This is a genomic window from Mediterraneibacter faecis (assembly GCF_055383675.1).
The window spans coordinates 361615-387619 of record NZ_AP043803.1; the positions used below are offsets into that span (position 1 = coordinate 361615).

The following is a 26005-nucleotide window of genomic DNA, read 5'->3' on the forward strand; positions in this document are numbered from 1 at the left end:
AGGTACGGCGAATGGATATATTACCCATTCAATTAAGGAATAGGGGACTTTTCTTTAAGATTGAAAAATTTTGAGAAAAAATGATAAAAATAAAAGCTGCCTTGATTTGGCAGCTACGGAAATCTATTTGCGTTTTAGAGCCAGACGATTCAGCATGGAAATGAGCGCAAGCATATCCTCGTCATCGAGTTGTTTCATCAGATCAGTTGCTTTGTCAATCAGAGGAAGATTGTGCAGCTCTGAATCGAAGAACTGTTGAGGAGTGACTTCCAGATAGTCACAGATATCCAGAAAGCTCTGCATGGTAGGCAGAGAACGTCCGGAAGTGAGGGACTGGATGTAGCTTTTATTTTTGCCAAGATCCAGACTCATCTGATATTCAGATACATTTTTCTTTAAACGCAGTTCGCTGATGCGTTCTCCAATAAAGTTTTTATCCATACATTTACACCTCTCTTCCACATTTTAAACTATTTACTTACAGCAAATTACGGAATAAAATAGAGATATATTTGAAATATAGTGATTATTCCGTAATATAACCGTAATTTACTAAAATGATACAAAAAAAGAAATTATGGATGATAGAAAATGGATTTTGGGGTATGATGATAGCAAAGGAAGTGGATGTCTGTGCGGATTATAGGAAATGAGCAGGAAATTGAATGGGCGAAGGAAGCACTGCGGAATCAATGTAACGATTGTCCCTACTTGGACTGCTGTAATGAAAAGGCGAAAGAGGAGTCAAAGCAGTGTGGAACGGTTCGGTTTGGCTGCCGGGAGTATCTGAAAGAGAAGATTGAATTCGTAGTAGAAAAATAGATGTAGTATTTTGAACAAATATAAACACCATATATAGTATAAGCCTGAATTGACATGAGGAATATCTTGTGCTAGTATACTGATATAGTTTATTTTATGCACACCCTTTTTGGGGAGTTTCGGGATTCATAAGAATCTCCAAACTTACAGGAAACAGCAGGAGCTGATTCCTGGCATAAGTAGTTTATGTTTGTAGTGAGTGTCACGGTATGCCTTTTTTGGCTGCGTGGCACTTTTGTTTTTTCAGGAAGAAACCAGACTTTTAAGAATGAACAGAGAAAAGACTCTCTTTTCATTCTTTTTTTGTGCTTACATTTAGGTTTCGGCATAGTTGCATGCCACAACCAGCTTCGGCTGTTGATGGATAAATATTATTTTAAGAAAGGTGGAATAAGAACATGAATGAAGCAAGAGTGTATGCAGATGGATTTGAGAGATCCTTTGCAGAAGTAAAAGATCTGCTGGAGTTTCTGGCAGAGAGAGGAAGAAATGCCAAATGGATCAGAAAGCCAACGAATACGTTACGGCTGGCACCACTGGAAAAGGAGGCTCAAAATCTGGATGCGGCAGATGCATCCATGGAAGAAATTTTGGAGGATACAGAGAAGAATACGCAGCTTGTACTGAAAATGAGAGGAGAATCCTATCCGGTACGTGACTGTGCCATCCGCACCATTTTAAGCCGCGCAGGTGTCAATGGAGACGGGCTTCGCAAGCTGGATAAGGCAACATATGCGAAGGTAGTCAATTACTGCCTGCGGGTTGCAAAAGGGGATGCCCTGATTAAGATTGCGGACGGAAAGGTTTCCGCAGTACATGGCGGGGATAAACATGATTATTGCATCCTTGATATGAAAGCCATGTTTGAGACAACCTGCGAATATCTGAATCTGAATTTCAAAGGCAGTGTTTACATGGAGGGCTCTGGTATCTATGACCATTCCATTGTATCTGCCATGTGGAAGCTCGGAGGAAGTCAGGAACTTCTGGATACTTACCGAAAAGCACTGGATGCACACGGAATGGATGAGAAGATCCTGTCACCGGCACTTCGTTTTACCACATCTGACGTGGCAGCGAGCGGTGCAAATCTGTATCCGATGCTTTTGACAGACGGACCAAACGGCGTTATCAGTCTGGGAAGTCCAATCAAGCTGGCTCACGATAAAGGGGCAACGATTCTGGACTTCCGGAAAAATCTGGAGCAGGTATGCGCCCGCTATGTGGATGCGATGAAGAATCTTACTCAGCTTATGGACATTGAGATCCGTAATCCGGTGAACTGCCTGAAGCTGCTGATGAAGGAACTTGGCATTAAACAGAAGATCCGGAATGAGGTGGTGGAGCTATTTGTATCCCAGAACGGGGAAGGTGCCTGTACGGCACATGATCTTTATTATGCCATGAATGAAGCCTCCTTTTTTGCAGCCTGTGAAGGAATGTCCGGACAGGGCATCCTGAAGCTGGAGGAGGATATTACGAAGGCGCTTATAAAAGACTGGAAAAAATATGACGTTTATGGAGCAGTCAAATGTTAGGAGGAATTGGAATGAATAACAAAGCAGAGTATACACCGGAAAAGGTTGTGGATATCAGTAACCTGTCAAGAGAAGACTGGTTGGAATACCGCAAAAAAGGAATCGGCGGCAGTGATGTAGCGGCAATCATGGGGATCTCTCCATTTGCCACTATCCGGGATCTGTTTTACAACAAAACAGGTGTGCAGCCGGTCATTCAGGAGGAAGAGGAAAGCAACTGGGTTGCCAAGGAAGTCGGACACCGGCTGGAAGATCTGGTGGCAGAAATCTTTTCCAAAAAGACCGGACTGGAAGTATTTCCGGTACGTGTCATGTTCCGGCATCCATTATATCCGTTCATGCTTGCAGATGTGGATTTTTTTGTTCGTATGCCGGATGGGACATTTGCGATTCTGGAATGTAAAACCTGCAATTATAATGCGAAAGATAAGTGGGCTGATGAGGGTATTCCAGCTCATTATGTGCTGCAGGTAAGGCATTATCTGTCTGTGATGAATATGCAGAAAGCCTTTATCGCATGCCTGTATGGAAATAACGAGAATGAGTTTGTGTATCGCACCATTGAGCGTGATCTGATTGAGGAAGAAGACATCATTGATCAGGAAACGTATTTCTGGCAGGAACATGTATTGAAAAATGTAGTACCGCCGCATAACGGGAATTCCGATCTGGTTCTGGCAAATATCCGTAATTATGGTGGTTTTGCAGACAAATCTATTCCGGAAATTGTGCTTTCCGGTCTGGAATCAAAAAATCTTGAGAAGTATCTTACCCTTTCGGAGGAAAAGTCACAGTTGGAAAAACGGAAAAAGGAAATCGAAGCAGAACAGCGGGCAATCAGTGTTCCTTTTGTGGAACAGCTGGGGCAGGGCTGCAAGGCAGTGCTGGAGGACGGTACGAACCGTTACCGTATTACCTATAATCCGACCAGACGTACTTCGGTTGGGAAAGACCAGATGGAGAAGCTGAAAAACCAGCATCCGGATATCTATGAGGAATATACAAAAACAACGGAGAGCCGTACTTTCCGAATTAAGAAGGAGGCGGCGTAATGAGAAAACCAAATGAACGGATGCGGATAAAAAGCTGGAGGGATATAAACAATGAGGTGCAGATTTAAACATAAGATTTTCCAGAATGAGGAGAATGGGTATACGATTGCCATATTCACCACACAGGATACGTCTGTCCCCCTGTCAGCCAGAGACAAATATCTGGCATCCCGGAATATCATCGGCTTCTCAGCGATTGGATTCGGTCTTCCGCTTACAGACGAGATTGAGCTTGAGATGGAAGGCAGATGGGAGAGCGGAGAGCATGGAACTCAGTATCAGGTGGAAAATTTCATGGAGGTTGTACCACGGACAAAGGAGGGTATCTTAGGATACCTTTCTTCCGGTGCAATCAAAGGTATCGGTCCCAAGATGGCAGATACTATTTTCCGGAAGTTTGGGCTTCAGACACTGGAAATCATGGAAAACAACCCGCAGGAACTCTTGAAGATCCGTGGAATTTCCGAGAAGAAGCTGGCTGCTATTGTGGAGTCCTATGGAAAAAACCAGGTGTTCCGGGAACTGATGACGTTTCTGGCGCCTTTTAAGGTAACACCCAAAAAAGTGAATATGATTCTGAAGAAATTCGGAAATGAATCGGTGGATATTATCCGGCACCGCCCTTACATGCTGAGTGCAGTCAAAGGCTTCGGGTTTCTGACTGTGGATGCGATCGGAAGACAGTGCTGCTGTGCACTCAATGATCCCATGCGGATATCCGGGTGCATCGGACATATCATGAATCAGGCAATGAAAGAAGGACATCTGTTTAAGCAGCGTCAGGAGGTTATCAGGGAAGCACTGGAAATGCTGAACCGGGATCTGCAGGTCATGGCAGTATCGGAGCAGGATGTCAGTCAGGTGCTTTACCGGCTGGTGCTGCAAAAAAGCATTGTTGTGGAGGAAGAACGGATCTATTCTATCCGGCAGTATGAAGAAGAAACACAGACCGCTTCCATGATAGCCAGACGGCTTTTGGAGAAGCCGGTTTTGCTGTCCATTGAACCGGAGCTGGAAAAGGCACAGAAGACACTGGGGATCACGCTGTCAGAAACACAGAAACAGGCAGTGCGGATGGTGTTTGCACATCCCATCAGTATTATTACCGGAGGTCCCGGAACCGGAAAGACAACGGTTCTCAAGGTGATTCTCTATATCCATCAGGCGTTATGCAGGTCAGAGGTACAGCTTATGGCTCCGACCGGACGTGCGGCAAGACGTATGGTGGAGAGTACCGGCTGTGAAAATGCATCCACGATGCATCTGGCCCTGGGGCTTTTGGGAGATGATACGGATTTTGAACCGGATTTTGAGTACCTGTCTGCCGGATTTCTAAATGTAGATGAGGTGTCCATGGTGGACATGCATCTTGCCTATGAATTTTTCCGGCGGGTTAGCAGACATGCCAGAGTCCTTTTAGTCGGGGATAAGAACCAGCTTCCATCCGTAGGAGCCGGGGATGTGTTCCGGCAACTGATTGCCTGCGGGCTGATTCCGGTCACGGTACTGGATCTGGTTTACCGGCAGGGCGCTTTGAGCAGCATACCTTATAATGCAAAACTGATGCAGGAGAATAAGACTAATCTGAGCTTTGGGGAGGATTTTCAGTTCATTGCCTGTAAAGGAGCAGATGAAGCGGCAGAGATTGTCCGGAGGATTTATCTGGACGAGATTGCAAAAAACGGCATGGATCAGGTACAGATCCTGACTCCGTATCGGAAACGCAGTGCTGCCGGAGTGGATGAATTGAACAAATCTCTGGAGGATTTTGTAAATCCGCCAATCGCAGGGAAGAAGGAACTGCATATCGGCAGTCAGGTGTTCCGGGTTGGCGATAAGATTTTACAGAATAAAAATACCGAGATGGCGAGTAACGGCGATCTGGGCAGGATACTGGACTGTATCACGGATGAGGATGGAAATGCCAGGGCAGTGATCGGATTCCCGGATGGGCGGCAGGTGCAATATGAAGCTGACCAGATGGAAATGATCGAACATGCTAACGCAACAACCATCCATAAGGCACAGGGTTCCGAATGTCCGGTTGTCATCATCCCTTGGGTAAAAGCCTTTTATATGATGCTGAAGCGCAATATTCTCTATACCGGAGTGACCAGAGCGAAAAGCAAGGTTTATCTGGTAGGGGAATGGGCTGCAGTCTGTCAGGCAATCCATACGGATGACAGCGGGACAAGGAACACCATTCTGAGTGAGCGGATCGTACAGTATTACGATCAGTATCAGAGTGAACAGAAACCGGAAATGGAGCAGTTAAAACTTGTTGTTTAAAAATATTTTTCAATTTTTGAAATAAGCGGACTATTACTCTTATATAGGGGAACGTCTGCTTTTCTAAATGAAAGGAGCAGAGAATGAAAGAATTATTGTATAAGAAATCAGAGGCAGTTGCCGCTTTGAACCGTGTGGATGGCTTCCATCCGATGGAACTGGCAAGAAAGATTGGAGAAGAAGGGCAGGAGGAGCAGCTTTATCTGGATGTGAAATACCGGAAGCTATGGTTTCGTCTGGTCAATCCGGCAGGAAAGATCATCAGCCGGATTATCACTTTCACAGAGAACATGGCAGTTGTGGAAGCACGTATCTATCTGGATAAATGTGATCAGGAAGACAATTATGTAGCCAATTCCTTTTCGCAGAAATTCCGGAGCGATGACCCGAAGTTTGGAGACAAATTTCTGGAAATGGCAGAAACAGCAGCCGTAGGAAGGGCATTATCGGATGCCGGATATGGTGTGCAGTTTGCGGATGTGGGAGAGGAAAATGATCCTGCACAGGTAGATGCCGGAATTCCATATCAGAATCCACAGATGCCGGATTCAGGTGCCATGGAAAATGCAGCCATGCCGGATTCGGGTGTCATGCCAAATGCCCCTATGCCAACTTATGGAGAGATGCCAGGTCAGCCGGAATATGCAGGCCAGCAGATGATGAATCAGTTCTATCAGCAGGCACAGGCGGCGGGAAGCACCATTTACCATGGCAGTGGACAAATGCCTGGCTACGGTTCCGCTCCGGCTGCCTCTACGCCGCCAAAGACCGGACAGATGCTGCAGGGAGCATTACAGAATCTGGATACGTCCCTTCCGGTAGAAGAACTGATGAAACACATGAACTATGAAATGGCAGTCGGGACTGTGATTCCGGGAAAGGGAAAATACGGCGGAAAGACCATGGGACAGGTGGCAGTTGAAAGCCCGTCAACGATCCAGTGGTTTGCCGAGCAATATTCCGGACCGAACAATCTGGTTCCGGCGGCAGCAAAGGTAATTTTACAAAAAGCAATGCCGATGGCTGGTTAAGGAAGAACCCCGCAGAGAGCTTTTTTCTGCGGGGGAAAGGAGGAAGAGACCGGGATGTATTATGATATGTCTGGGTTTGATTATGGAATACTGGATGTGGTGCAGGTGCTGCATCTCAGAAAGCGGCGGGGAAACTATTATGACTGCCCGTTTTGTGGAGAGACGCATGGAAAACTGAATATCAATGTGGAAAAGAATGTATTCCGGTGCAACCGCTGTGATGCGTCCGGGGGGATGCTGAAGCTTTATGCGGATTTGCACAATGTTACACTCTCCGAAGCAAATCAGCAGATCCGGGAAGCATTAGGAAAAGGAGAATACCGGACGGATTATATCAAAGCAACGCCGGTACAGGAAGAAAAGGCAACGGCAGAGCTTGCACCCATAGAGGAAATCCACCGGACGTATCAGAGAATGCTGTCCATGCTCACGCTTAACAGGAAGCATCAGGAGGATCTGCAAAGACGAGGATTAAAACCGGAACAGATCGAAGCACAGCGTTACCGGAGTGTCCCGCTGTTTGGAATGAAGAAGCTGGTCAAAAGGCTGGCAGAAGAAGGATATATGGTGAAAGGCGTGCCGGGATTCTACCGGGATACAGACGGAAACTGGACGATTAACTTCAAAGCAGAAAACTCAGGAATCCTGATTCCCATAGTTTCTTTGGACGGGTTCATCCAGGGTTTTCAGATCCGGGTAGATCATGTGACTGACACGAAAAAATATATCTGGCTGTCCAGTGTCAATTATGACCAGGGAGTTTCCTCCGGAAGTCCGGTACATGTGATCGGTGATCTTGCCGCAGAACGTGTCTATCTGACCGAAGGAGCCTTAAAAGGGACCATAGCCCATTATCTGTCCGGCGCTACCTTTGTGTGCGTTGCCGGAGTGAACCAGTACCGGAATCTGAAACCGGTGCTGGAGCGGATGAAAGGATATGGGATGAAACAGCTTTTGGAGGCGTATGACATGGATAAGAAGATGAAAGTAGCCTGCAATAAGCATGACAGTAAGTGTGCGGTCTGTTTTGAGCGTTCCCCTGTTATCTGCCAGCATAAGGCGGAGAAACGGAGGATTATCCAGAACGGCTGCAATAAGGTCTATGAAATCTGCCGGGAGCTTTCCCTGCCGATGAACCGGATGGTCTGGGATATGGACGAGAGCGGGGAGTGGAACGGGAAACACAAGGGGATTGATGACTATTTAGCCGCCATCAAACAGAAGGAAGGAACCGGGGCACAGACTTCGGCTCTTCCGAAAGGAGAACAATCATGAGAAAAAAAGGAAATACGGTTCTTGCAGGACTCATTATCTGCCTGTTGCTTGTTTTTCTCGCAGCGGCAGGAAAACTCTTTGGTGCTTATCTGAAGTATCAGAAAGGGGACGTAAGTTACGAGAAACTGCAGGAATATGTTCAGGAACCAGAGGAAGAAGAATCACCGGAGTCTGAGAAAGAAAAGGAGGAACCTAAGAATAGGTATCTAGAAATTGATTTTGCAGGTTTAAAAGCGGTTAATCCGGATGTCATAGCGTGGATTCAGATTCCGGCACTGGATATTAGTTATCCGGTGGTACAGGGGAAAGATAATGCATATTATCTTCATCACCTTTTTTCGGGAGAATCCAATATCAACGGGAGCATCTTTGTGGACTGCCATAATCAGCCGGACTTTACGGATCAGAATACGATCGTGTACGGGCATAATATGAAAAACGGGAGCATGTTCGGAACTCTGGATAAGTACCAAGACAAAGAGCTATTTGAACAACATCCGGAGTTTTATCTCTATTTGCCGGACAAGATCCTCAAGTATCGTATCTTTTCCTGCTATGCGGGAAGAACCGGAAGTGAGGGATATAGGTATCATTTCCCGGAAGCGGAAGATTTTCAGACGTTTCTGGATACGGTGTCTTCTTATAGGGATTATGATACCGGCACCGAGCTGTCGGCAACGGATCGGATAGTTACGCTGTCTACCTGTGTCAATTCCAGACGGAATTATCGCTATCTGGTACATGGAAAATTAAGCAGTGAGATCATCACAGAGGAATAAAAGAATCGTGCTGGTGTGAGAAGAAATTTCTTATGCCAGCTTTTATTATGGGAGGAAATGTAATGGGAACAGCATTGGTTATGGAACATGCAAACGCACTGGCACAGATGATAGTCAGTGAAAAGGACAAGTTATTTGATGAAAGAGTGGAGGCTCTTGTAAAACTTTATAGAAGGGCGGAATTTTATCTGAAGCAGGGATTTCTGGAGAGCATCGTCTGCGAGTTCCATCGGAAGAAAGTGGAAATGATTATGCAGGCGGAAACAAAAGGAGAGATTACGGAAATACTGAAGTTATCAAAACCGCATTTTGACGGGAAAAAATTTGTCTATACCTCTCCGTATGCTGTGGAAGAGGAAGAGCTTCTCCTTTGGTCTCTGACATCACTGCAAGGTCCACTCCGGGATGAAGGGTATCGAAGATATCGGGAATTATTTGAGAAGTGCCTGCCGGAATTGGTGGAAAAGCTTTCAGCATAGGACAATGACAGAACAAAAGAAAAAAGATACTAAGCATTTTTGAGAATGGTTGGTATCTTTTTTTCTTAGACAAACTGTTATTTGTTACTTAGGAACCGACCGTTAATATCCCCAAGTCATTAATTTCCACGTTCCGCCTTCGCTACGCGCCAACCACCATGACCATGTGTATTCTTCATTAGCGTTCCACGCTCCACCTCCATTTTTAGGTGACCTGAAACTACTATCAAACGAAATACATTGTGTGAAACTCTCTTTATTGTCATTTGCTTCCTCCAATTCATTCATCCAGGCAATATTATCCTCATTATTGCACGCATCATCAGATGTATAAGATAGGCTGTGCAATTCACACCCCTCAAAAGAACTAAATTGTTTCTTTATAACATCAATAGCTTCATCCATGTCATCTTTTGTGTATATAGATGATGTCCCATAATCAATAACTAAATTTTTTGTATTTCCTTTTCCACAACCAGCTAAAGATATAACAAATAAAAGACAAAGAACCATTGCTATCAATCTTTTCATAATCACTACCTCTTCAAATTCATATTTTTTTGCTCTGTCATTCATCCTGAACAACTGGAACTGTTAGTCGTTATCTTTCGTTCTGCGTTCCATTACAAACTGCTCTAAATTTATTCTGTGATTATACTTTATGGATGCATCCTTATCCTTAGAGAGTATAATATCATTCATATCAATTCCATTTAATGCAGCAATCGCAATAGTGTAGTGTACCACATCGGCTAATTCGTTACCTAATTGGGTTTGTAAATCCTCTTGACCAACAGATTTTCTACCTGCCTTTTTATTTAGTACTTCTGCCACTTCACCTATTTCTTCTACGAGTTTCATAAACAGGCTTTGGTCAATCCCACCATTTTTATAATGGTCGAATAAGTATTCTTGCAGTTCCTCTATTGTAATTTTCACAGTATCTTTTCCTCCGCAAATTCATATTTGATAATATGTTCATTATACTGTGTTTTACCAATGATATCAACGATATGGAAGTATACAGGAAGAAAAATTATGGAAATAGTTTTTAAAAAGTTGCACTTTAAGTATCTCCTACGTACAGAATAAGTATCAAGTACAAAGGAGTGAATGTAGCATGATAAAAAAATTAAGAGTAGCCGTGGATCACGGGAACCGGAACATGAAAACCTGTAATTTTGTATTTACCACTGGACTGACAGAACAGGACAAAAAGCCTGCCAGGGGAGAGAAGTATCTGAAATATCAGGGAAAGTATTATACCCTTAGTGAGAAGCGGATTCCGTACCAGAGAGACAAGACGCAGGACAGCCGGAACCGATTCTGGATTCTGACCTTATTTGCCATTGCAATGGAGCTGGAGCAGAAAAGCCAGATCCAGCCGGAGGATGTCATTCAGGTGGAACTTCCGATTGGGCTTCCGCCGAAGCATTTTGCAGAGCTTTGTGAGAGATATGAACGCTATTTCAAAGGGGACGGGAAGGTGCAGGAACTGTGCTTCAACGATAAAGTCTATCACCTCTGTATACAGAATGTAATGGCGTTTCCGCAGGATTATGCAGCCATGATGACGAGGATGATGGAAATCCGTGAGATTCCGAAAGTCGTAGGGATTGATATTGGCGGATTTACTTCTGATTATCTTCTGATGAGAAGTGGCAGACCGGATATGGATTATTGTGATTCTCTGGAAAAAGGTGTGATTACCATGTATAACGATATCATTTCCAGTATTAACAGTGAATATGACATGCTTCTGGAGGAGGCAGATATCGACAGTATCATCAAGGGAAAAACGCAGTATTATGAGGAAGCTGTTGTACAGGCAGTAGAAACCATGGTTCAGAATTTTGTTACCGATCTTCTGAACAGCATCCGAGAGCGGGGCATTGATACAAAATCTACTTATACGGTGTTTATCGGCGGCGGAGCAGTGCTTCTGGAACGATTTCTGGAGCAGGCAGACCGGTTGGGAAAACATACCTTTATCCGGGATATGAAAGCAAATGCCGATGGATATGATCTTTTGTATCGCATGACACAGGCTGGAGTGTGATTTTATGGGAAAGAAAAATCCGTTTGTATTCACTATTGGTTTTGATAAGTCGGATCCAGATCACGTGTATGTGACAGAACTTCTGAATACGACAGAGAAAAAAGCAAAACTGATCGTTGCGGCAATTCTGGCATATACGGGAAGAACGGATGAGACAGGTAATGGCAGTATAAGCATGGAACCGGATATGCTCCGGCCAATGATGCAGCAAATCATCCGGGAAGAAGTAAGAAAGGTATTGGAAGGGCAGGACGTTTCTAAGATAAATAGAGAAATGCCCACAGAAGTTGATTTGATGGAAGAAGAACCGCTGCGGATGGATCAGACTATGAGACAGAATGTAGTGGATGCTATCAGTGCATTTCGCAGGGCATAAAAAAGCAGGAGAGATACACATGCTTATGGCAGTGTACTCTCCTGTTCTTTGTATCAGAATGGGAATAGACAGAAAACTCACAGACTATTCACAGATTGTCTTTGTATAATGTGTAGATGATGAAGGATACGGGAGAGCCTTAACTTAGGTTCTTGAATCCATCCAGAAGTCCACGCAGTGTAGAAAGGGCAAGCTGTTTCTGCTCCTCCGGGCAGGAATTTAGTTCTGCCATGATTTGCTGCATGGTAGAATCCGGGTTCGTTTTCTGGTTAGAAAATATAGCATCTATGGAAATATGTAAGTAAGTTGCCAAGGCATAAAGTGTTTCCAACTGTGGATTGCCAATATAGTTTTCAATATCAGAGACAGTCCGTAAAGAAATCTTTGCCTGTTCCGCAAGGCTGTTTTGCGAAAGATTGCGGCGGAGACGTTCTTCCCTGACTGCATCTCCCAATAATTTTTTCACCATCTATATCACCTCACTTAATGCATATATTTTATCGTAGATTAACACTATACGAAATGCGTTAAAGTGCGTTATGATAAGCAGGATAACACATGCACAAATAGAGAAACATGGAAGTAAGTACGACAGACATGAATGGACAGCATAAGATAAAAGCCAAAGAGGAACTGAATCTGTTAAAAAAATCTTATCCATACAATGTGTCGGAGAGAAGTTAGAATATGCAGTATATGAGATACTATCATCGCATATCCTACACAATTACATAGAAAGAGAAGTATCGGCTGGACTACGAATAGAGTGGTCCAGCCTTTCTTTTTTTCGAAAAAATGAAGGCAGTGTCACGTTTTGTTGCCGCTCACCGCCATCCTCGGAATTTTTTGGAACGTGATAAAAAATTTCGGAGGATAAAACAAATGAACAAAAAAACATATACAGGATCAAAGATACAAAATCACTTTACAGCATATCTGATACAGTTTGTCCGTGGAAAACGACATGATTATCTGGAGAAGAAAATCCAGATGGCTGATGCAGAAGAACTGTTGGAGGATATTGGACAGATGGAGGCAAGAATTGTAATCGAAGAATTGCTGGAGAACCAAACGAGGGAGCAGCTTTTATTGCAGGAGGCACAGGGGAAATATCCAGAATGGAATAAGATGTCAGATGAAAGACTGATGAAAGCGCTTCATACGCTGCGGGATGAAGAACGGAAGCTGATTTACCAGCATGTGTTTGAAGAACGTACTTTTGAGGAAATGAGCAGGCTAAACGGGTTATCAGAGGAGCGATGCAAGGGTATTTATTATTATGCAATCCGGAAGATCCGCAAGGTGATGGGAGGTGAAAACTAATGAATTTTGAACGATTACTTTTAAAGGCAAAAGAAGGAAATGCAGATGCGGTACTGAAGATTTTAGAGATATATAAGCCGCTTTTAATTAAGAATGCGATTGTGAATGGCAGATTTGATGAAGATCTGTATCAGGAACTGGTAAGTACATTGCTTCAGTGTATCCAGAGATTCCAGATAATTGAGTAAGTTATCTTAAACAAAGGCTGCAATCACTCTCAGGGGAGTAACATCCTCTGGGAGTGATTGTTTTTTGAAGGGTGATATTGCCTCAGTTCGAAGCGGCAGACGGTGTTGATCTATTATGTTGCCTGATGCTTTAATGCTCTTTTGTTGTTGCCAGTTCTTTATGAAGATGTAGAGCCATAAACACAGTAACAATAGCAGAAATTACATCGGCAATCGGTTGTGCATATAGTATTCCATTTATGCCCCAGAATGATGGGAGCAACAGAATGATCGGAACAAAGCAAATACCTTGTCGGCAAGCCCCAAGAACGAATCCGGCGGTGCCTTTTCCAAGTGCAAGAAACAGAGAAGAATACACTGTGTAAAATCCAAATACGAAGAAGGAAAATCCATTTGCCATTAGCGATTTTTGACCTACAGAAATCATCTCTGTATTGCCTTCTGTAAATTGCGAAATAATCTGTGTGGAAAATAGGGCTATTGTCAATCCCACAACTACACAAAATATTGTTGACCATAAGATAGAAGTTTTAATTGCTTCCCTGAGCCGATCAAACTTTTTGGCACCATAGCTAAAGCCGGCAATTGGTTGGAAACCTTTTAAGAAGCCGAACACAACCAGAGTTCCCATTGAAGTGATTCTTGTAACAGCGCCCATTCCGGCGATAACAGCATCTCCATAGATATTAGCTTCCCGGTTTATGAATGCGATAGAAAGGCTTGTAAGAAGCTGGAAAGTCAATGTGGGTATACCGATTTTCAGAATTTCAGTTATGATCTGCTTAGAAGGACAAAATTCCTTAATGGAAAATGTAAAAGCGCTTTTTTTCTGTAATGCATAAATTAAATATACAAGAGTAGAAGCCATTTGAGAAATTGCTGTAGCGATTGCCGCACCAGCAACCCCCATGTCGAGAGTATAGATGAAAATAGGATCTAAACCAATATTCAATACAGCTCCTAATAATAATGCACACATAGTTGTTTTTGCGGCGCCTTCACTTGCAACGATATTGTTCATCGTTACATTAAATACATTGAAAATACATGAAATAACATAGATTCTTCCATAAGAAAGGGCGTATGGCATAATCGTGTCTGTTGCACCTAACATGGTTAAAATAGGTTTCAAAAAAATTGCAGTTCCGATAATAATAACTGCGCCAATACAAACACTGCTGTATAATGCAGTACTGGCGACTTTACTTGCAGCTTCCCTATCTCCTCGCCCTAAAAGTCTTGATAAGTAGGAGGCGGCACCATTGCCAAACATCAGACCTAAACCAACAACTACTTGTCCTAAAGGAAACGCAATGGAAATTGCACCCATTTGACTCTCGCCAAGTCCTCCTATGAAATAAGCATCCACCAAATTGTAGAGAGCGTTAATAAGCATACCAATCATTATCGGTATACCAAGAGCCATTAGTGCTTGGGGAACAGGTGCATTTCCTAATAAATCCATTTTGTTGTTATTCTTGTTCATTTCAAATACTCCTTTCAATTAAGAATATAAATTATAGTAGTATAAATTATAGTATACTATGTGAGAGAATACTACTATAATTTATAGTAGTTGTCAAGCGTGTATCCTGCAATTTCCTTGACAAGAGGTATAAAATCAAATACTATAAATTACAGTATATATAACCGTAAGTATTTTATAGCTTTCGTGGATATAGAAAGTGGGTGAACTATGGCTACAATAGATTTAATTGTGTTAGGAATATTGAAAAAGGAACCGATGGGAGCCTATGATATTCAAAAATTAGTGGAATATCGTAATATATCAAAATGGGTAAAAATCAGTACACCATCCATTTACAAAAAAGCAATTCAGTTGGAGGAAAAAGGCTTCATTAAAGGAGAAATTGTGAAAGAAGGTAAGATGCCTGAAAAAGCAGTTTATTCATTAACAGATGAAGGCGAAAAAGAATTTGTAAAGCTTATGATGGAAACAGCCTCTAAACCCATTCACTTTTTTTTAGATTTTAATGCAGTAATTGTAAATTTGGATAAGTTACCGCCTGAAAGTCAACAATCATGTATTGCCAGTATTGAGGAAAATATTGAAATATTAAAAACTTATCTGGAGGAAAATCTTCGAGAGAAAGAGAATGATCCGGAAATCCCTAAGACTGGTATGGCAGTATTGCAACAGCAGATAGTTTTGGCGGATGCTATTGAAAAATGGATTATTTCTCTAAAAAAAGACTTTTGATGAAGAAGTCACTAGCTGATTTCTTATTAGGTCTGCAGGATTGGGAAGAAACAGGGATGGATGCCGACCTATGTTCCGGCTTTGTAGCCAGAACATAGAAATTTTCTTAGTGGGGAATCTCCCTCAAACCCGGTGCTCCTTATATCCTGCAGATTAAACTTCAAATTTATACCCATATCCAACTACTGTTTTTATGTAATTCTTGTCGCTGGAATACTTTTTTATCTTCTTGCGTATTTGAAAAATAGTGTTTTCCACGGCGTGGAAATAACCATTTGCTTTTTCATGCCAAACTGCTTCATAAATCTGTTGTTTAGTAAAAGCCATCCCTGGATTAGAATATAGCATATAAAGTACATCAAATTCTTTTACAGAAAAGTTAATGTCTTTTCGTACTATTAAGCCGTAGGTCGTAAAGGTCTGCGACTTTAACTTTACCCGGAAAGGAGCTGCCACATATATAGGCAGTGCTGTAATTTTAACAGTAACGGTCACCAATCTATGGGGATGGCTTGTATATCCGGCTGAAATGCTAAAAAATCAGTGGTTCTTATTTATCACTTCACTCTGCCCCGGTAATTATGTGTTTGCCGTTTCTGGCTCTTGCAGCTATTGCGATTCTACTGGTCTATTACCAGACTATTTGCAGGTAAAGCATTGCTCTGGTTTTGAATTTGAGTTTTGGCAGTCTAATAATAGCATTTTAGATTAGCTGTGATAAGGTGAAACAGATTAGGAGGAAAGTAAATTGCATTACAAAGACAAAAACCTACAGATAGATATTCGCTGTCATACTGTTTTTATGAATGATCAAAAGATTGAATTGAGTCTGAAAGAATTTACGGTACTAAAATATCTAACAGAACATCCTGGCTGGGTATTCTCTCACGAGGAGATTTATCGTAATGTCTGGAAGGAAGAACCGATTGACTGTGCTAATGCGGTTATGTGCTGCATTAGCCAGCTTCGTAAAAAGTTAAAAGTAGATTCACGGAACTGGAATTACATCCGCACCGTCCGAGGTGTGGGCTATAAGTTTCAACCACTCTCAGGGGAGTAACATCCTCTGGGAGTTTTTTGTCATATTTGTTGCACTTTTCGGCTCTGGTACGTACAGAAATAGAAAAGAAACATATCCCAAAATGTATACATTTTAGAAGTACGTTCCGGAAAGAGGGATTATATTTCAAAAAGGTTACACACACAGTTTTGAAATATACCAATAAAAGTGTGGATATTTTGGGACATGGAAAGGAGAAATGTGGATGCAGATATATGGATATCACCGTACCAGTACAAAGGAGCAGCATCTTGACCGTGGCATACAGGAAATTGAGCGGTACTGTAACGAGCATGAGATGGCACTTACGAATATTTTTACGGATCAGGAGACAGGGAAGAATTTTAATCGTCCGAGATATACCGTTTTAGTGGAGGATGTCCTGCGGCCGGGAGATATTTTGATTGTTACAGAATTGGACAGACTGGGAAGAAACAAGTATGACACCATGCAACAGATCCAGCGGATTAAGAACATGGGAGTGCGGCTTATGGTTCTGGAACTGCCGACTACGCTTATGGATTTATCTGTGATGGATAATGCGATGGCAAGGATGATGCTGGAAACAATCAATAACATGATGCTGGAGCTTTATGCTTCTATGGCGCAGGCAGAGCTGGAGAAAAAGGAGAAGCGACAGCGGGAAGGGATAGAAGCGAAGAAATTGCGGGGCGAATGGGATGATTATGGAAGACCAAGTGTGATGAAGCAGGAAACTTTTGATGAGAACTTTCAAAGCGTAGTTTCTGGAGAAACGACACCTACACAGCTTCGTAAAAATTTGGGAATGACGCACTCAACTTTTTATCGCTATCGAAAAACTTTTTATGAAAAATACCCGGAACTTTCAAATTCTGCAAATTAAAGTCCTATTACTTATATAGACCAAAGAATTTCAGGAGGAAAGAAATATGAGTGAAAAGAGAATAGGTACTTTAATTTATGATCCATCAATGGGAAGATTTGATATCCGGTTTGGGATTGAATCTTATTATGGAGGTCTTCATTGCGGAGGATGTTTTGATGTGAAGGTAAAGGATGCATGGATTCCGGTTCGGATTGAAATGGATGAAGACTGGTATCTGGTAGGGCTTCCTAAGACGAGTCTCAGTGGACTGACGGTTCGAATGTAGGAGGAGCATATGATGGAAGCTAAAAAGAAATATGAAAAGCCGGCATTCCGATTGGTGACAGATTTGGGGAGTATTTTGGAATGTCTGTATGAGGTATATGGAACGGATGGAACGATGTTGATTGCTGGGAACAAGTTATCGGATACGGTAATCTATCCGTTTATCCGCATGATTAAAAAGAAATGCAAAGCAGTGGATGCGGAAAAGCTGAATCTGATGCTCTGGAAGATTTATATGGTAAGTTCGAGAAAAGAAGAATTTGTGACGGCTGCTAAGAAAGAGCTGCAGCCTTATTTGACCAAGAAAGATGAAAAACAGATTGACACCACATATGACACCACATATACTATAGATAGGAGGCATTAAAGATGTCGAAATGGGATAAACTATTGACAAGAATTTGCTCATTATCGAAAGACCTTCGTTTTGATGAACTAAGAAAAGTATTAGAAAGTTATGGATATGAGATAAATGCTCCGAGAAGTGGGAGCAGCCATTATACATTCCGTAAAGCGGGATGCCAGCCGATAACAATACCGAAACACGAACCAATCAAGAAAATTTATGTTGAAATGGTAAAGCAGATTGTAGAAAGTGAGGCGAAAAACGATGAAGACACTGAATGATTATTTGGCAATGTCCTATCGCATGGAAATTGTGGAAGATAAGGATGAAGGTGGATTTGTGGTTTCTTATCCGGAACTGCCGGGATGCATCACCTGTGGAGAGACGATAGAAAGGGCAGTTGAAAATGCAGCGGATGCAAAAAAAGCATGGTTAGAAGCTGCACTGGAAGAAGGGATTGAGATTCACGAACCGGGAAGCCTGGAAGAGTATTCGGGACAGTTTAAAATAAGGATGCCACGCAGCTTACACCGGGATCTGGCGGAACACTCAAAAAAAGAAGGCATCAGTATGAATCAATACTGTATATATCTTCTTTCAAAGAATGATGCGCTGTTAGTAAAATAAATATACAAGAATATAGATGAAAAGAGCCGTCCGGATGGGCGGCTCGAAGTATTCTTTCTTTGATTAAAAATGATATTGTTCTAGCAGATAGATAGGAAGTGTTTGTACGTTTCCAACGGTTCCGCCTTTGGTATCACCTTTCAGATATAGTAGTTTATTGGCCTTCCCCTGTTCCAATGCCTTCAAGGCAGTAGATGCAGTTCCCTTACCGGCTTTAACTTCAATCAGATAGCGGATGTGAGTTTTCAATGTCTGAGCTACAAAATCAATTTCACCACCTTTATAAGTAGCAAAAGCCGGTGTCTCAAAGATAATTTCTTCCGGGAATTCCTGGCGTTTGGACAAGTTAATGTAAACATAGTTTTCGTTCAATGAGCCATCCATAGTTGATACAGTAGCACCAGTTCTGGAGAGATAATAATATGCAACTCCAAGATCCATGAAGAAGCAGCGGCTTCCCGGTTTGAAATTCAAGATGTCCAGTTCTGTGATTTTGCCACAGAAACCGATGATTCCAGAATGGTAAAGCCAGTTGATAGCACGATAGCAGGTTGCTTTAGAAAGATTACTGGAGTAATTCTTTGTAACGAGCTTTTGCAGTTCTTCACTTATACTGTCCTCATCTAATCCTTTCTTTTCACGAAGCAGAATACGGCAGATGCTTAAAAAGATGTTGGTAAAAACACTAATATCTGTGATGTCATCAAAGTACCGCATAGATTCGTTTAAGAAAATGCGGATGATTCTAACAAGCTCTTTTTGAGCTGCTTCCACGTCTTTTGTGTTAAGGTATGTTTCCACAACCTTTGGATAGCCGCCAATCTGTCTATAGATGTCGTAAACATTCTTTAATTCGTCATATAGTTCCGGTACGGTGTCATCTGCATGATCCAGTGGAAGTGATAGATACTTCTGAAAAAGCTGGTCATCCAATGCTTCCAAAAACTCTTTAAAGGAAAGGGTATAAATACGGATACTGGTAATATCTCCACTGGAGAATTTGAATTCCGGTTCCAGTACACGTCCCAGATAACTTCCAGTTACAATGAAATGCGCTTGAAAATAGCGGGTAAATTCTCGGATACGGTTGAATATCTCTGAGGATTCCTGAATTTCATCAATAATGATGACTGTATCGTTGGTATCTTCAAAATCCGGATCGAAGAGTTTAAAAGCATCGTGAAGCGGCTGCTCCGGTCGTTTTGTACCGGGAGTCCAGTCTGTGGCTTTTTTGTAACATTCCATAAATTGTTTGCCGGACAGATCAAACAGGTTAATGTAGATCTTGTGCCTGAAGTTCTCATCCGCAAATTTATTGATAATATATGTTTTTCCGACCTGTCTGGCACCATTCACTTCCAAGGTGCTGTGGGCGGTATCGTTTTTCCAATCCAGAAGCTGATCGTAAACTTTTCTTTTCAGATACATGGGAAATGCTCCTTTCTTTCAACTGTTCCTATTATATCAAAATATGAATGGATAATATAGAGGGTAATTTCTGATAAATGATGAATTGTCTAGTCTGAGCAGTTCTTCACGGGTATTCCGGTTTCTGTCATTACTTTTTCGTACTGAAGAAGCTGTTCCCAGGTCAGCCATTCCGGTTTCTGATCTGTGAGAAAACCATTCCATAATTCTTTCATACGGGCAATATGGTTTTGAACGCTATGATTGCATAGAATAGACGGACTGCGATTTCCGTAGCCCAGATAGTATTCACAGTCAGACTGTAATTTACTTAACATCCGGTACTCGAATTCATAGGAACTTCTTTGATACGGAGCCGGATGAAATGTGTACTCCTGCTGTATGGGATGGGAAGGTTCTCCATCAATATGGTTAAAAGATAAAGAATAAAGATTCGGTTTAGCCCCTTTGCCAAGGTCAATATCCTTCCACAACTTTCCGAATTGGTCCTTATATACCGGACAGGAAAAATCATCCATGCCAGTATACTCAAGCACTAATTTTGTTTTTGCATTTTCATTCATTCTATTAGACCATCCTTTCCTTTATTGCAGACATTGAGGTATATTATTGGGCGCTGTTTCTGCATTCCACTGCAGCTTCGCACGTACATCCATCAGGATGATTCCTAACTGGTTTTCTCCGCAGTTATTGACTTTGCCCCAGAAATAGTCACCCCAGTTGTTTCCTTCAACAAGTGTGGACTCTCCGGTTGCAAGAAGTTTGTCCCGGAGTTCCGGGTTCTGCATGAATTTGCACATGCAGATTTCATACATGAGTCGGACTTTCACTTTTTCCCAGTCCGGGCGTAATGTAAGATCTCTGCCGAGTTTCTTTGCATCAGAAGGATTATGCATCCGAAAAATACAGAATTTGCGTTGCTCTCTCGCAGAGAGTGTTTTCTGCGCCTGAAAAGCAGCTTCATTGTTTGCATAGGTTTGTCCCATGTAAGAGACCGGTGCCGGATAGAAATTGCTTAGAAAAGCATAATCTCCCCGAAATTCATTGATCTGTGTAGGTATGCGCTTGCTTGTATTTGTTTGATTCATTATAAATTCCTCCTTTGTAAAAGAGGTGCGGCCTTTCAGCCACACCTCAAAATAATTCTCATCTATTGCAGAGATGGTTATGCAATCATCTCCAAAAATTCAGCTTCTGTAAGAATTGGAATACCAAGGCTCTGGGCTTTTGCCAGTTTGCTGCCGGCTTTTTCCCCGCAGATCAGGTAATCGGTTTTCTTTGTTACAGAGCTGCCAGGTTTGGCACCAAGCTCCAGAATCTTATCGTTGATACCGTCTCTGGTAAAATGCTCCAGTTTCCCTGTTGCTACGATGGTACATCCTGTAAATTTGTTTTCTTTTGTCATAATGGTCTCTTCCTTTCTTTGTTCAAATGTGAATTCGTTCTGTAAGTTTTTCCATAAATCAAGATTTGCTTCATCTGCAAACCAGGAATGGATGTTGTGATTTAAGATTTCGCCAAAATCCTCTAACTGAGTGAAGTCGTAATCTCCGACAGCCGCCTGTTCAAATGCAGTTAAATTTCCGGAAAATACGGTGTCCAGAATCCGGCTTTTGGTTCTGCCGATCATAGGAATATCCATGGAAACCAGATAGCGGACAAAGCTGGTCCTCCGGCTGGCGTTGATGGATTCCCACAAGCGGTCGAAAGATTTCTCACCATATCCGTCCAGTGCCACAATATCTTCCCGGTGTTCCTCCAGATGATAGATGTCCTGAAAAGAGTGCAGATAGCCCAGATTCAGGAATTTTTCTAAAGTGGCTTCTGACAGTCCTTCGATGTTCATTGCCTTCTTGCTGGCAAAATGGACAAACCTTCTTGTGATCTGGCTGTCGCACTGCGGATTATCACAATGCAGAGTTTCTACGGTGCGACCGTCGCTGGTCTTACGGCTGTAGGTTCTGGTTTTGGAACCACAGCAAGGGCAGACCGGAGGCGTGATGTCGGTATACCTTCCACGATCCAGATTATCCTCTATATGTGGGATGATCATGTTTCGTTTGGAAACAAGAATCCGGCATCCGGGTACAAGCTCCAGATTTTTGATAAAGGTCAGATTATGAAGGGAAGCTCTGGAAACATCACAGCCGTCAATCTCCACGGTATCGAAGATGCCGACCGGAGCAATCTCTCCGAATCTGGTCGGTGTCCATTCAATTTCACGCAAGAAAGTTTCGTAGGTATCATCCTCAAACTTATAGGCGAGGCCGTCCTTATAGTGGTGTCCGGTTTTTCCGCAGCTTTTGGAGTAGCTGAGACTGTCAAAAATCATGACAATGCCATCGATAGGAAGATGTAAATTTGCTGCTGTGGATACCAATTCCTGAATGAATTTCTCCGCATATTCTTTTGAAAGTCCGGTTCCTGAAATTGAGAAAAACGGGCAGTAACCAAAGCCCAGGTGTGTTAAACCTTCTAATTTGCAGGCTCTGCTGTCCGGGAAGGGAACATCCTCCATTCCTTCTAATACATTGAACGGAAGAAAGCGAACACAACGTCCGATACAGTTCTTCGGATCAAGACTTCGTACTGATCCGGAAGCAAAATTACGTCCGTTTTTATAAGGTTTTCCATTTCCATCACGCAGAGTATCTTTCAGACGTTCAAAATCATTGGTTGGTATAAAAGACTCACCGGTAATGACCAGACGTTCTTTGTGTGGAATGGTAAGCGGTACATTTAAAAATGCCGGGATATTGTGTGTAATATCTTCCCCCACTTCACCATCTCCACGGGTAGAAGCCTGAATCAGTCTGCCATCTTCGTAAATGAGTTTGGTAGTCAAACCGTCCAGTTTCAGCATAAAGAGAACTTCCTGTCCTTTCATGAAATCTAAAAGCTCTGAAATCAGTTTTGTTTTCTCAAGCGAGAGCAGTGGAATCGGATGGGTGACTTTGGCAAGTTCACTGACCGGATAATATCCAACCGTCTGTGTCGGAGAATTTGACAGGATGAAACCAGTCTGTTCCTCCAGTTCCTTCAGTTCGTCAAAGAGTCGGTCATACTCGGCATCAGATACCAGAGGGGCATCCTGATTGTAGTAGGCATGACGGTATTCATTGAGTTGTTTTACAAGATTCTTAATTCTTTTGACTGACATAGAGTCTCCTTTCTTTTGTGGCGTGCCAGTTCCGGAATCATTTGTTTCCGTAATCCTCCTTTCCCTGCGTTCAGGCATAAAAAAAGAGAATGACGCTTATGTTCATTCTCAAAATAGATGCAGTTTCCTGCAAAATAAAAAAAGCCAGAAGTCCCTGCTGCTTGTTGGGCATAGGAAAACTCCTGACTACGTTTCAAACCTAAACTGCGTGTGATAAATCCTTTCCGGATTGACACAAATAATTGATATAAGAACAGTATAACACTAGATGTAGTATATGTCAAATGAAATAGATTCCTCAATGAAGCTTTTGCCTTATGTTGATGACAAATTTGTCGGCTACAGGAATAAAAGCGTTCAGGATTTCAGATTTGCCCTAAGCGAAGGAATTCGTAGCCAGGTATTTTTTGCCACTTTCGTGGAGAAAGTCGAAAACCAGATAAAATCAATCTCTGTCATAAATGCCTCTAAACTGTTTTTACATCGTAGTGGTTATGCAAGTTCTAAATTTAAAAATAATTTTCACGAATAACTAACTTTTCTATATGCTGAATTGTCATAAAATATAGATTATTAAATTTGAAAGCAGATTGAAGGTGATAAACATGAGAAGTTATAAACGGTATACCAGGCGAAAGAGACTTTTGAAGCAAATCGCTGTGGTTGCTTTATCTCCTAATCGGGTATTCACGAAAGAACAGATCTATCAGCATATCTATGAGGAAGCGGAGTCAGAAGTGAATAACCGAATTTACGGTCTGATTAAGAACTTGAGAAAGAAAATAGAAGAAAATCCGGAAACACCGCACTACATAGAAACGATACGTGGTGTTGGTTATCGCTTTCGGGCATAAAAGGAGCCGTCCGGCAATGGGCGGCTCGAAGTGTTTCTCTTGTTGTTTATTTATTGTTTTTTTCGTTGTATACTGATAAAACGAGGTGATAAAAGTGGCATATAGAATTTTGATCGTGGATGATGACATCGAATTATTAAAGATGTTAAAGAACTATTTTGAAATCAAACGATATGATGTAATGATGGCAGAAGATGGCACAGATGCTTTGGAAAAAATCCATAAGAAACCGGATATTATCTTGCTGGACATCAATATGCCTAAAATAGACGGATTAGAAGTATGCAGACGTATCCGGGGCAAAGTAACTTGTCCCATTATCTTCCTGACGGCAAAAGTGGAGGAGCAGGACAGGGTAAACGGGCTTTTATCCGGTGGGGATGACTATATACTGAAGCCGTTTAGTCTGAAAGAACTGGATGCTCGTATTATTGCACATTTGAAGCGTGAGGAGCGTCATAAAGGGAAGTCTGAATACAGATTCCACGGAGACCTCAGTATTGATTATGGAGCAAAGAGGGTTCAGATCGGTGAAAATGATTTGGAGCTTACGAAGCTGGAATATGCAATCATTGAGTTTTTGTCCATGAATCCAGGACAGGTTTTTGACAGGGAGCGGATATACGAAAAGGTGTGTGGTTATGATGCGGAAGGTGACAGCCGTGTTGTTACGGAACTGATCCGGAGAGTGAGAAAGAAACTGGCGGAATATACGCAGACAGAATACATTGAGACAGTATGGGGGATGGGGTATCGATGGAAAAGATAAGAAATTTATCCTTGAAAAAGACAATGGTTTTATATACGATACTCAGCTTGATTGTCACTTTTTTTCTTTCTGTGTCAATTATTGAGATTGCCGGGCAGATACAGGAGGAGGTCTGGTGGAAGTACGTGGATCAGGACGAGTATTATCAGGCAATGAATGACCGCAATGAAAATTTTGAGGTAGTGGTACCGAGACCGAATCAGAGTAAAATGAGCAGAATGGACTGGCATATTTCAGAAACCTGTGATTTCCTTCGGACGTACGGAGTATTGCTTTTTTCTTTTGCCGGATGTGGAATTGCGGTCAGCCTGTTTTACAAAAATAAATTAAAGAGACCGATTCAGGAACTGAAGATGGCATCACAGATGATTGCGGAGGAAGATCTGGATTTTCATATGGCTTATGAGAACGAGGACGAGATGGGGATGCTGTGCAGGGAATTTGAAAGGATGCGTGGGCAGTTGGAAGAAAATAACCGTAGACTTTGGCAGATGATCGAAGATGAGCGGGTACTGCGTGCAGCGATTGCCCATGATATCCGCTCGCCGCTTGCAATCATGCGGGGATATCAGGAAATGCTTTTGGAATTTGTTCCGGAAGATATGCTTGATCAAGAGAAAATGATGGAGATGTTAAGGGGCGGTATGCTTCAGATTGAACGGATGAACCATTTTATTGATAGTATGAGGAAGATGACGAAATTGGAAGAACGGGAATTAAACTGTTCCGTGGTAGATATCCGGCAGTTGATAAACCAGATAGAAGCTCTGGCAGAAGTCGTGGTGGAAAAATCAGAAAAGAATTTTACAGTGACGACAGTGAGAGAATCTGAAATACTGACTGCGGATGAGGAAATCATCATGGAAGTAGCGGATAATCTGTTGGCTAACGCATTCCGCTATGCCAATCAGGAAGTTAGGCTGAAGCTGACAGTGACACCCCAATATCTGAAAATGAGTATCAGGGATGACGGAATTGGATTTCAGGAAAATATCGACAGGGTGACACAGGCGTTTTATCATGAGAATCCACAGGATGACTTAAAGCATTTTGGAATGGGTATGTATATCAGCCGTATCTACTGCGAACGGCATGGTGGGAAACTGCTGATAAAAAATGTAGCAGATGGCGGTGCGGAAGTTGAGGCAGTGTTTAAAAATTATGTATTAGAAGAACAACAGCAGAAATAAATGGCTG

33 protein-coding genes are annotated in these 26005 nt (G+C 42.3%); 23 read left to right on the forward strand and 10 right to left on the reverse strand.

Going from position 1 to position 26005, the window contains the following annotated elements:
* Positions 1 to 123: 123 nt before the first annotated feature.
* Complete coding sequence (locus ACZ47Z_RS01655) at positions 124 to 441, reverse strand: helix-turn-helix domain-containing protein (protein ID WP_005333350.1); 318 nt, start codon at positions 439 to 441, stop codon at positions 124 to 126.
* Positions 442 to 633: 192 nt separating this feature from the next.
* Here ACZ47Z_RS01655 and ACZ47Z_RS01660 point away from each other — a divergent pair, with 192 nt between their 5' ends.
* From ACZ47Z_RS01660 to ACZ47Z_RS01695, 8 genes are all read left to right on the forward strand, one after another.
* Positions 634 to 822 (forward strand): 2-ketoisovalerate ferredoxin oxidoreductase, encoded by a 189-nt coding sequence (locus ACZ47Z_RS01660; RefSeq protein WP_425458801.1) that lies wholly within the window; start codon positions 634 to 636, stop codon positions 820 to 822.
* A gap of 398 nt (positions 823 to 1220) precedes the next feature.
* Entirely contained in the window at positions 1221 to 2360 is a 1140-nt protein-coding gene (locus ACZ47Z_RS01665; RefSeq protein ID WP_005333353.1) for a hypothetical protein, read from the forward strand.
* Complete coding sequence (locus ACZ47Z_RS01670) at positions 2354 to 3412, forward strand: YqaJ viral recombinase family nuclease (protein ID WP_005333354.1); 1059 nt, start codon at positions 2354 to 2356, stop codon at positions 3410 to 3412. Before ACZ47Z_RS01665 ends, ACZ47Z_RS01670 begins: the two co-directional genes overlap by 7 nt.
* Positions 3413 to 3463: 51 nt before the next feature.
* A complete protein-coding gene (gene recD2, locus ACZ47Z_RS01675; protein WP_005333356.1) occupies positions 3464 to 5701 on the forward strand; it encodes an SF1B family DNA helicase RecD2 in 2238 nt (745 codons plus the stop codon).
* Between the two features lie 83 nt (positions 5702 to 5784).
* Positions 5785 to 6732 carry a hypothetical protein gene (locus ACZ47Z_RS01680; RefSeq protein ID WP_005333375.1) on the forward strand — a complete coding sequence of 316 codons (948 nt, stop codon included), beginning with the start codon at positions 5785 to 5787 and terminating at the stop codon, positions 6730 to 6732.
* A gap of 54 nt (positions 6733 to 6786) precedes the next feature.
* Complete coding sequence (locus ACZ47Z_RS01685; RefSeq protein ID WP_005333381.1) at positions 6787 to 8007, forward strand: CHC2 zinc finger domain-containing protein; 1221 nt, start codon at positions 6787 to 6789, stop codon at positions 8005 to 8007.
* The gene (gene srtB / locus ACZ47Z_RS01690) at positions 8004 to 8786 is read left to right on the forward strand and encodes a class B sortase (RefSeq protein ID WP_005333383.1); all 783 of its coding nucleotides are present in this window, start codon (positions 8004 to 8006) and stop codon (positions 8784 to 8786) included. Before ACZ47Z_RS01685 ends, srtB begins: the two co-directional genes overlap by 4 nt.
* Before the next feature lie 32 nt (positions 8787 to 8818).
* Entirely contained in the window at positions 8819 to 9265 is a 447-nt protein-coding gene (locus tag ACZ47Z_RS01695) for a hypothetical protein (protein ID WP_008373995.1), read from the forward strand.
* Between the two features lie 102 nt (positions 9266 to 9367).
* Here ACZ47Z_RS01695 and ACZ47Z_RS01700 read toward each other — a convergent pair whose 3' ends face one another.
* Complete coding sequence (locus tag ACZ47Z_RS01700; RefSeq protein ID WP_021865125.1) at positions 9368 to 9796, reverse strand: hypothetical protein; 429 nt, start codon at positions 9794 to 9796, stop codon at positions 9368 to 9370.
* 63 nt (positions 9797 to 9859) lie between these two features.
* Positions 9860 to 10204, reverse strand: a complete 345-nt coding sequence (locus ACZ47Z_RS01705; protein WP_008373991.1) for a MazG nucleotide pyrophosphohydrolase domain-containing protein — start codon at positions 10202 to 10204, stop codon at positions 9860 to 9862.
* A 181-nt stretch (positions 10205 to 10385) separates the two neighbouring features.
* Between ACZ47Z_RS01705 and ACZ47Z_RS01710 the strand changes: the two genes are divergently transcribed.
* Positions 10386 to 11324, forward strand: coding sequence for a ParM/StbA family protein (locus ACZ47Z_RS01710; protein ID WP_070097296.1), 939 nt, complete (start codon positions 10386 to 10388; stop codon positions 11322 to 11324).
* 4 nt (positions 11325 to 11328) lie between these two features.
* Complete coding sequence (locus ACZ47Z_RS01715) at positions 11329 to 11700, forward strand: hypothetical protein (RefSeq protein WP_005333400.1); 372 nt, start codon at positions 11329 to 11331, stop codon at positions 11698 to 11700.
* Between the two features lie 139 nt (positions 11701 to 11839).
* On the opposite strand, the gene ACZ47Z_RS01720 is transcribed toward ACZ47Z_RS01715, so the two are convergent.
* Positions 11840 to 12169 carry a helix-turn-helix transcriptional regulator gene (locus ACZ47Z_RS01720; protein ID WP_005333402.1) on the reverse strand — a complete coding sequence of 110 codons (330 nt, stop codon included), beginning with the start codon at positions 12167 to 12169 and terminating at the stop codon, positions 11840 to 11842.
* A gap of 413 nt (positions 12170 to 12582) precedes the next feature.
* On the opposite strand from ACZ47Z_RS01720, the gene ACZ47Z_RS01725 reads away from it, so the two are divergent.
* Both ACZ47Z_RS01725 and ACZ47Z_RS01730 read left to right on the forward strand, forming a co-directional pair.
* A complete protein-coding gene (locus ACZ47Z_RS01725; protein WP_023921559.1) occupies positions 12583 to 13023 on the forward strand; it encodes a sigma factor-like helix-turn-helix DNA-binding protein in 441 nt (146 codons plus the stop codon).
* A complete protein-coding gene (locus tag ACZ47Z_RS01730) occupies positions 13023 to 13211 on the forward strand; it encodes a helix-turn-helix domain-containing protein (protein ID WP_005333406.1) in 189 nt (62 codons plus the stop codon). The genes ACZ47Z_RS01725 and ACZ47Z_RS01730 overlap by 1 nt, the downstream gene beginning before the upstream one ends.
* A gap of 130 nt (positions 13212 to 13341) precedes the next feature.
* Here the strand turns inward: ACZ47Z_RS01730 and ACZ47Z_RS01735 are convergent, their stop codons facing one another.
* Positions 13342 to 14697 (reverse strand): MATE family efflux transporter, encoded by a 1356-nt coding sequence (locus ACZ47Z_RS01735; RefSeq protein WP_005333407.1) that lies wholly within the window; start codon positions 14695 to 14697, stop codon positions 13342 to 13344.
* 210 nt (positions 14698 to 14907) lie between these two features.
* On the opposite strand from ACZ47Z_RS01735, the gene ACZ47Z_RS01740 reads away from it, so the two are divergent.
* Complete coding sequence (locus ACZ47Z_RS01740) at positions 14908 to 15432, forward strand: PadR family transcriptional regulator (RefSeq protein WP_005333410.1); 525 nt, start codon at positions 14908 to 14910, stop codon at positions 15430 to 15432.
* Positions 15433 to 15585: 153 nt separating this feature from the next.
* On the opposite strand, the gene ACZ47Z_RS01745 is transcribed toward ACZ47Z_RS01740, so the two are convergent.
* Positions 15586 to 15927, reverse strand: a complete 342-nt coding sequence (locus ACZ47Z_RS01745) for a winged helix-turn-helix domain-containing protein (RefSeq protein ID WP_005333412.1) — start codon at positions 15925 to 15927, stop codon at positions 15586 to 15588.
* A gap of 253 nt (positions 15928 to 16180) precedes the next feature.
* Here ACZ47Z_RS01745 and ACZ47Z_RS01750 point away from each other — a divergent pair, with 253 nt between their 5' ends.
* From ACZ47Z_RS01750 to ACZ47Z_RS01775, 6 genes are all read left to right on the forward strand, one after another.
* A complete protein-coding gene (locus ACZ47Z_RS01750; protein ID WP_023921561.1) occupies positions 16181 to 16492 on the forward strand; it encodes a winged helix-turn-helix domain-containing protein in 312 nt (103 codons plus the stop codon).
* Positions 16493 to 16697: 205 nt separating this feature from the next.
* Positions 16698 to 17357 carry a recombinase family protein gene (locus tag ACZ47Z_RS01755; RefSeq protein WP_040015506.1) on the forward strand — a complete coding sequence of 220 codons (660 nt, stop codon included), beginning with the start codon at positions 16698 to 16700 and terminating at the stop codon, positions 17355 to 17357.
* Between the two features lie 46 nt (positions 17358 to 17403).
* Positions 17404 to 17625: a DUF5348 domain-containing protein gene (locus ACZ47Z_RS01760; protein WP_054752017.1), complete on the forward strand. Its 222-nt coding sequence runs from the start codon at positions 17404 to 17406 to the stop codon at positions 17623 to 17625.
* Between the two features lie 9 nt (positions 17626 to 17634).
* Positions 17635 to 17991: a hypothetical protein gene (locus ACZ47Z_RS01765; RefSeq protein ID WP_005333420.1), complete on the forward strand. Its 357-nt coding sequence runs from the start codon at positions 17635 to 17637 to the stop codon at positions 17989 to 17991.
* A 2-nt stretch (positions 17992 to 17993) separates the two neighbouring features.
* Positions 17994 to 18251: a type II toxin-antitoxin system HicA family toxin gene (locus ACZ47Z_RS01770; RefSeq protein ID WP_005333422.1), complete on the forward strand. Its 258-nt coding sequence runs from the start codon at positions 17994 to 17996 to the stop codon at positions 18249 to 18251.
* Positions 18235 to 18597, forward strand: a complete 363-nt coding sequence (locus ACZ47Z_RS01775; protein ID WP_005333424.1) for a type II toxin-antitoxin system HicB family antitoxin — start codon at positions 18235 to 18237, stop codon at positions 18595 to 18597. The genes ACZ47Z_RS01770 and ACZ47Z_RS01775 overlap by 17 nt, the downstream gene beginning before the upstream one ends.
* Before the next feature lie 63 nt (positions 18598 to 18660).
* Here ACZ47Z_RS01775 and ACZ47Z_RS01780 read toward each other — a convergent pair whose 3' ends face one another.
* From ACZ47Z_RS01780 to ligA, 4 genes are all read right to left on the reverse strand, one after another.
* Positions 18661 to 20025: an ATP-binding protein gene (locus ACZ47Z_RS01780; protein WP_055248502.1), complete on the reverse strand. Its 1365-nt coding sequence runs from the start codon at positions 20023 to 20025 to the stop codon at positions 18661 to 18663.
* A gap of 89 nt (positions 20026 to 20114) precedes the next feature.
* Positions 20115 to 20588 (reverse strand): LPD11 domain-containing protein, encoded by a 474-nt coding sequence (locus ACZ47Z_RS01785; protein ID WP_237998129.1) that lies wholly within the window; start codon positions 20586 to 20588, stop codon positions 20115 to 20117.
* A gap of 21 nt (positions 20589 to 20609) precedes the next feature.
* Positions 20610 to 21113 (reverse strand): NADAR family protein, encoded by a 504-nt coding sequence (locus tag ACZ47Z_RS01790; RefSeq protein ID WP_268805384.1) that lies wholly within the window; start codon positions 21111 to 21113, stop codon positions 20610 to 20612.
* A 77-nt stretch (positions 21114 to 21190) separates the two neighbouring features.
* A complete protein-coding gene (ligA, locus tag ACZ47Z_RS01795; RefSeq protein WP_040015507.1) occupies positions 21191 to 23185 on the reverse strand; it encodes an NAD-dependent DNA ligase LigA in 1995 nt (664 codons plus the stop codon).
* Between the two features lie 277 nt (positions 23186 to 23462).
* Between ligA and ACZ47Z_RS01800 the strand changes: the two genes are divergently transcribed.
* The 4 genes from ACZ47Z_RS01800 (at position 23463) to ACZ47Z_RS01815 (ending at position 25998) form a co-directional block, all read left to right on the forward strand.
* A complete protein-coding gene (locus tag ACZ47Z_RS01800) occupies positions 23463 to 23717 on the forward strand; it encodes a hypothetical protein (protein WP_005333435.1) in 255 nt (84 codons plus the stop codon).
* A gap of 73 nt (positions 23718 to 23790) precedes the next feature.
* Positions 23791 to 24039 (forward strand): winged helix-turn-helix domain-containing protein, encoded by a 249-nt coding sequence (locus tag ACZ47Z_RS01805; protein WP_005333437.1) that lies wholly within the window; start codon positions 23791 to 23793, stop codon positions 24037 to 24039.
* 94 nt (positions 24040 to 24133) lie between these two features.
* Positions 24134 to 24808 carry a response regulator transcription factor gene (locus ACZ47Z_RS01810; RefSeq protein ID WP_023921570.1) on the forward strand — a complete coding sequence of 225 codons (675 nt, stop codon included), beginning with the start codon at positions 24134 to 24136 and terminating at the stop codon, positions 24806 to 24808.
* On the forward strand, positions 24796 to 25998 hold the full coding sequence (locus ACZ47Z_RS01815) for a HAMP domain-containing sensor histidine kinase (RefSeq protein WP_005333442.1): 1203 nt from the start codon (positions 24796 to 24798) through the stop codon (positions 25996 to 25998). Before ACZ47Z_RS01810 ends, ACZ47Z_RS01815 begins: the two co-directional genes overlap by 13 nt.
* Positions 25999 to 26005: the final 7 nt, after the last annotated feature.

Bases quoted from the DNA above. Each gene is read 5' to 3' on its own strand.
- ACZ47Z_RS01805 (WP_005333437.1), top strand. From the start codon at position 23,791: ATGAGAAGTTATAAACGGTATACCAGGCGAAAGAGACTTTTGAAGCAA.
- ACZ47Z_RS01765 (WP_005333420.1), top strand. From the start codon at position 17,635: ATGATGGAAGCTAAAAAGAAATATGAAAAGCCGGCATTCCGATTGGTG.
- ACZ47Z_RS01780 (WP_055248502.1), bottom strand. From the start codon at position 20,025: ATGTATCTGAAAAGAAAAGTTTACGATCAGCTTCTGGATTGGAAAAAC.
- ACZ47Z_RS01725 (WP_023921559.1), top strand. From the start codon at position 12,583: ATGAACAAAAAAACATATACAGGATCAAAGATACAAAATCACTTTACA.
- ACZ47Z_RS01700 (WP_021865125.1), bottom strand. From the start codon at position 9,796: ATGAAAAGATTGATAGCAATGGTTCTTTGTCTTTTATTTGTTATATCT.
- ACZ47Z_RS01755 (WP_040015506.1), top strand. From the start codon at position 16,698: ATGCAGATATATGGATATCACCGTACCAGTACAAAGGAGCAGCATCTT.
- ACZ47Z_RS01800 (WP_005333435.1), top strand. From the start codon at position 23,463: ATGTCAAATGAAATAGATTCCTCAATGAAGCTTTTGCCTTATGTTGAT.
- ACZ47Z_RS01655 (WP_005333350.1), bottom strand. From the start codon at position 441: ATGGATAAAAACTTTATTGGAGAACGCATCAGCGAACTGCGTTTAAAG.
- ACZ47Z_RS01740 (WP_005333410.1), top strand. From the start codon at position 14,908: ATGGCTACAATAGATTTAATTGTGTTAGGAATATTGAAAAAGGAACCG.
- recD2 (WP_005333356.1), top strand. From the start codon at position 3,464: ATGAGGTGCAGATTTAAACATAAGATTTTCCAGAATGAGGAGAATGGG.
- ACZ47Z_RS01735 (WP_005333407.1), bottom strand. From the start codon at position 14,697: ATGAACAAGAATAACAACAAAATGGATTTATTAGGAAATGCACCTGTT.
- srtB (WP_005333383.1), top strand. From the start codon at position 8,004: ATGAGAAAAAAAGGAAATACGGTTCTTGCAGGACTCATTATCTGCCTG.
- ACZ47Z_RS01670 (WP_005333354.1), top strand. From the start codon at position 2,354: ATGTTAGGAGGAATTGGAATGAATAACAAAGCAGAGTATACACCGGAA.
- ligA (WP_040015507.1), bottom strand. From the start codon at position 23,185: ATGTCAGTCAAAAGAATTAAGAATCTTGTAAAACAACTCAATGAATAC.
- ACZ47Z_RS01775 (WP_005333424.1), top strand. From the start codon at position 18,235: ATGAAGACACTGAATGATTATTTGGCAATGTCCTATCGCATGGAAATT.
- ACZ47Z_RS01720 (WP_005333402.1), bottom strand. From the start codon at position 12,169: ATGGTGAAAAAATTATTGGGAGATGCAGTCAGGGAAGAACGTCTCCGC.
- ACZ47Z_RS01680 (WP_005333375.1), top strand. From the start codon at position 5,785: ATGAAAGAATTATTGTATAAGAAATCAGAGGCAGTTGCCGCTTTGAAC.
- ACZ47Z_RS01685 (WP_005333381.1), top strand. From the start codon at position 6,787: ATGTATTATGATATGTCTGGGTTTGATTATGGAATACTGGATGTGGTG.
- ACZ47Z_RS01760 (WP_054752017.1), top strand. From the start codon at position 17,404: ATGAGTGAAAAGAGAATAGGTACTTTAATTTATGATCCATCAATGGGA.
- ACZ47Z_RS01790 (WP_268805384.1), bottom strand. From the start codon at position 21,113: ATGAATCAAACAAATACAAGCAAGCGCATACCTACACAGATCAATGAA.
- ACZ47Z_RS01665 (WP_005333353.1), top strand. From the start codon at position 1,221: ATGAATGAAGCAAGAGTGTATGCAGATGGATTTGAGAGATCCTTTGCA.
- ACZ47Z_RS01710 (WP_070097296.1), top strand. From the start codon at position 10,386: ATGATAAAAAAATTAAGAGTAGCCGTGGATCACGGGAACCGGAACATG.
- ACZ47Z_RS01715 (WP_005333400.1), top strand. From the start codon at position 11,329: ATGGGAAAGAAAAATCCGTTTGTATTCACTATTGGTTTTGATAAGTCG.
- ACZ47Z_RS01815 (WP_005333442.1), top strand. From the start codon at position 24,796: ATGGAAAAGATAAGAAATTTATCCTTGAAAAAGACAATGGTTTTATAT.
- ACZ47Z_RS01770 (WP_005333422.1), top strand. From the start codon at position 17,994: ATGTCGAAATGGGATAAACTATTGACAAGAATTTGCTCATTATCGAAA.
- ACZ47Z_RS01695 (WP_008373995.1), top strand. From the start codon at position 8,819: ATGCCAGCTTTTATTATGGGAGGAAATGTAATGGGAACAGCATTGGTT.
- ACZ47Z_RS01730 (WP_005333406.1), top strand. From the start codon at position 13,023: ATGAATTTTGAACGATTACTTTTAAAGGCAAAAGAAGGAAATGCAGAT.
- ACZ47Z_RS01785 (WP_237998129.1), bottom strand. From the start codon at position 20,588: ATGAATGAAAATGCAAAAACAAAATTAGTGCTTGAGTATACTGGCATG.